At 62.6% G+C, this 4,184-nt stretch carries 3 protein-coding genes; 1 reads left to right on the top strand and 2 read right to left on the bottom strand.

Going from position 1 to position 4,184, the window contains the following annotated elements:
* The first annotated feature begins 190 nt into the window (after window positions 1-190).
* A complete protein-coding gene (locus EPO09_RS11505) occupies window positions 191-1,036 on the top strand; it encodes an urease accessory protein UreD (RefSeq protein ID WP_290643201.1) in 846 nt (281 codons plus the stop codon).
* Between the two features lie 7 nt (window positions 1,037-1,043).
* Here the strand turns inward: EPO09_RS11505 and EPO09_RS11510 are convergent, their stop codons facing one another.
* Entirely contained in the window at window positions 1,044-2,618 is a 1,575-nt protein-coding gene (locus tag EPO09_RS11510) for a sensor domain-containing diguanylate cyclase (RefSeq protein WP_290643203.1), read from the bottom strand.
* Window positions 2,619-2,651: 33 nt separating this feature from the next.
* Window positions 2,652-3,953 (bottom strand): efflux RND transporter periplasmic adaptor subunit, encoded by a 1,302-nt coding sequence (locus tag EPO09_RS11515; protein WP_290643204.1) that lies wholly within the window; start codon window positions 3,951-3,953, stop codon window positions 2,652-2,654.
* Window positions 3,954-4,184: the final 231 nt, after the last annotated feature.

A 4,184-nucleotide genomic window follows, 5' to 3' on the forward strand; every position in this document is an offset into this window, starting at 1 on the left:
GCTCGGCCCGGGCGGCTACAACGCCATGCGCGGGCACGGCGGGGTCAATGCACGCGTGCTGGCTGGTGGCGCCATTCAGGTGGGCGATGCCATCACCTGCGCGTTGCCGCAGGCGCTCTGACACTGCTCTTTAGCCGCATACACTGGCACTGATCTCTTCGCGTTTGACACTCCCACGCAGTACCCCGTTATGAGCTGGCACGGCCATTTGAATCTGGACTATCGCCTGGATGGCGAGCGCACCATTGCACTGGACCGCCATGACGGCCCCTTGCGCGTATTGCAACGGCTCTACCCCGAAGGCGATCGTGTTTGCCACCACGTTCTGGTGCACCCGCCTGGCGGCCTGGTGGGCGGTGATATGCTGGACATCGCCATGAACCTGCAAGCCGGCAGCCATGCCTTGATCACCACGCCAGGCGCCACGCGCTTTTACAAGAGCACGGGCGCCGAAGCCGTTCAGAGCCTGACGGCCAAGGTGGCGCCAGACGCCCGGCTGGAATGGTTACCTCTGGAGACGATCGCCTATCGCTCATGCAAGGCCATCAACCGGATGCGGTTTGAACTGGCGCCCGGCGCCGAGATGATGGGCTGGGACGTGCTCGCTCTGGGCTTGCCTGCTGCATCCGAAGCCTTTGATGATGCCGCCCATGGCCAGGGCTACTTCACACAGGAAATCGAACTGCCCGGCGTATGGCTCGAAAGAGGCACGGTTCGCGCCGACGATGCGCGGCTGCTCGACAGCCCATTGGGATGGGCCGGCCATCGCGTCATGGCCACCATGTGGCTGGCAGTGGGCTCGCCGCTTTCACGTGAGCGGCGTGAAGCGCTGCTGGACAGCGCAAGAGCCATTCAGGCCGGCCACGCATTGGCCACAACGGCCGGCAGCACCAGCCCGCATGATCAGGTCGTGATCCTGCGCGTACTGGCAGATCGCGTGGAGCCCGCCATGGACTTGTTGACCCGAGTGTGGTCACAGTGGCGGCAAACGGCATGGGATCTGGCGCCCTGTCCACCTCGCGTCTGGCGTACGTGATCGCCGATCAGTGCGTGGCCGGCGCCTTGCCAGGATGCCAGTCGATGCACTGCACCTGATTGCGCCCGGCTTCCTTGGCGGCATACAGCCCCTGGTCGGCCCGCTCGATCAACAGCAAGGCGTTGTTGGCGTTGCCCTTGCCCAGTTGCGCCACGCCAAAGCTGGACGTGATGCGCAGATTGGGCACGGCGTCCACAGCAGGGCCAGCTTCCTTCTCCAGGGTCTCGCGGATGCGATCAGCCACGGCAGCCGCCGCAGCCTCGTCCAAGCCAGGCATGAAGGCGCAAAACTCTTCGCCGCCATAACGGCACAACACGTCTTGCGGGCGCATGGCAGCTTTGAGGATGCGCGCGACCTGTTGAATCACCAGATCGCCCACCGAGTGGCCATAGGTGTCGTTGAAGGACTTGAACTTGTCGATGTCCGTCATGAAGCAAGTCAGCGGCTCGCCTGTCTTCAAGGCATGTGCCAGCATGGGCTCGGCCCTGCTGAAGAAGGCGCGGCGATTGAAGCAGCCCGTCATCGGGTCGCAGTTGGCCAGCAGTTGCAGCTCTTCGTTTTGCTTCTGAATCTTGTCACGCGAGACTTCGAGCTCCGTCATGGTCTCTTGCAGGCGGCGGTTAACCAGATCGATTTCGGTGATGTCGTCCAGCGTCACCAGACAGCCGCGCGCATTGCCCGCGGCATCACGCACAGCCGCGCAGTTGAGCAAGGCCCGACGATGTTCGCCATCTTTCTCGGTCAGGTCTACCGGGACGCCCAAGATGGGCTCGGACGTGGTCAAGGCACGCTCCCACGGCGGTAAGGCATCGTCATCTTTCAAGCCCTTGACCAACCATTCCAGTTGATCAATCGAGCGCCCCAGCAAGATGCCACCAGCCTGCGGGTGAAAGCCACGAAAGGCCGAGTTGGCCATCAGGATCTGGCCGTCAATGTCCAGCACCAACAGGCCCTCGGTCAAGGTATCGAAAGCCACGCGCACGCGCTCGGGGATGGCCTTTGAGGGATCCAGATGCTGCAAAACCCGCCGCAAGTACAGATAGAAGGCAATGAAGCACGCTGTGCTGAGCGTGCCAATCAACTGAACGGTCGGGTTCTTCAACCAGCCCAGAATCGAGGCTGGCCACGGCGAGCGAAAGCCCACCTCCATTTGCCCCCAGCGTTTGTCGCCCGCATTGAGCGGCACAACGACAGCATTGAGAGTCGATGCACCCAAGGGGGGCGTCTCCCAGGTTTTCTCGTGCAAAGCGGTAGCGGCGTACACAGCCCCCGATTGACGGCGCACAGCCAATGACTGAATGTCTGCTGATTGCTCGACAGTTTCAACCAGCACGCTCTGGAGCTTGATTGGGTTCTGCTCTTCATTGAGCAATCTGCGAACTTGCACGGCCAGGTGCACGGCGATCTGCTCGCGCAACTCCATGGTCATGGCGCGCTGGTCGGGCAGGATCTTGAGGATCAGATCCAGGATCATCAGCAAGCCAATCAGCAAGGACACCAGGCCCATGCTGATGCGCACGGTCGGGCTCATTGCCCAGCGATGACGCTTTGAAGAAGGCGTCGAGGTGTTCGCTTCAGTCATGCGTCCTCGGCGCGTGGCGCGATGTGGCGGCGCTCAGCGGGCACTGGCCAGACGCAGGCCAACCGCGGGCACCACGGTGGCCACGGGCTGCTTGTTGACGACCTTGCCGGCATCAGCCATGGCTGCAACGGGTGCGGTAGAGGTGCCAGGTGCGGCCAACGAAGGCATCGTCAAGGCGAGTGCCATGGTGGGCAGAGCCTGCACACGAGATTTGCCCGCCCCCTCTGGCCGAGCGAGCACTGACGCCGGATCAACCCATTTGCGGCCAGGTGTGATACGCCCCAGCTCGGCCATGGCGAACTTCAGGGTGGATGACACGAAACGGGCTGGCTGCATTGGCATGGATGGCAAGCTGTCGAGTACATGAACCGTCATCACTTTCACACGCTCGGCCTCAGCCGGATCACGCACTGGTGGCGCTGGCTGCGTCAGCGGCGCTTGCGGCCAGCGGGCGGGTGAGACCTGCCCAGCCGCTGCGGGCGCTGGTGCCACGCCGCCAGGTGCCAGTCCTTGCACATTGGCGCCTGCGCCCTCATTGGTACCAAATGCAATTCGGCAACGCACACCAGACGGCACACGATTGCCTGGATTGGGCAAGATCAAGCGCACGCGAAAACTGTTGGAGGCCGGGTCAATCACCCTGTCGACCAAGGTGACCTTGGCTGTGAGCATGGGGTAGTCAGGCAAGTCGGTCTTGACCGTCGCGGGCTGCCCCGTCGAGATGCGACCAAATTGCACCGCCGGCACGATGGCCTCGATGCGCAGTGGATCGATCCGGGCAACACGCACCACAGGTTCGCGTTCGATGCGCTCCCCTTCGGTGCGAAAGCGTTCGACCACCAGGCCGGCAAATGGACTGCGAACCTCTCGCTGGCTCAACTGAGCGTTGGACAGATGAAATTCGCGCTGCGCAACGCGTTGGGTTTCCCGAGCCTGAGCAACGCGCTGCTCTGCCACACGGGCCTCGGCCTCGGCCTGATCCAACGCCTGATCTGACACGAAATCACGGCGCACCAGGTCCCTCGTGCGCTCCAGCTTGCGTTGCGCCAACTCATGGGCCGCTTGCGCTTGCAAAGCCTCGGCTTCGGCCTTGGCCTTGACTTCCGCAACCGACAAGGATGCTTTTTCCACCTGAGCAGACAAGCGGGCGAGCACCTGCCCGGCCACCACCACATCGCCACGCTCCACCGTCAGTTTCTCGATGACGCCTGTGGATTGACTGCCTACGTCGGCCACCCGGTCTGGTTCGATCAGGCAGCCAAGCAACTCAGCACGGCTGCAGCCACACCAGACCATGCTGGTGGCGGCTATCACGCTCAAAGCTTTAGTATTCACTTGGATACTCCTGCAGCATACGGAGAGCGGCACGGGACGCCCTTCATGCATGTCACCAGGATGATCGCCGTCTATCGAAGCCCGTAATCCGTGAAAAAAGACCCGCAGTCAGTCCCAGTCTTCACGTCCGGCCATGGCCAACTGGCGTGCCATCTGGATATCGCCTTGCAACATGGCCCAACGCCTGCGGCAGGCACGGGCTTCGGCCACCCGCTGGGAGATCGGAAGAGC

This window comes from Aquabacterium sp. (assembly GCF_004297345.1).
In the GTDB taxonomy this organism is placed as follows: Bacteria; Pseudomonadota; Gammaproteobacteria; order Burkholderiales; family Burkholderiaceae_C; genus Aquabacterium.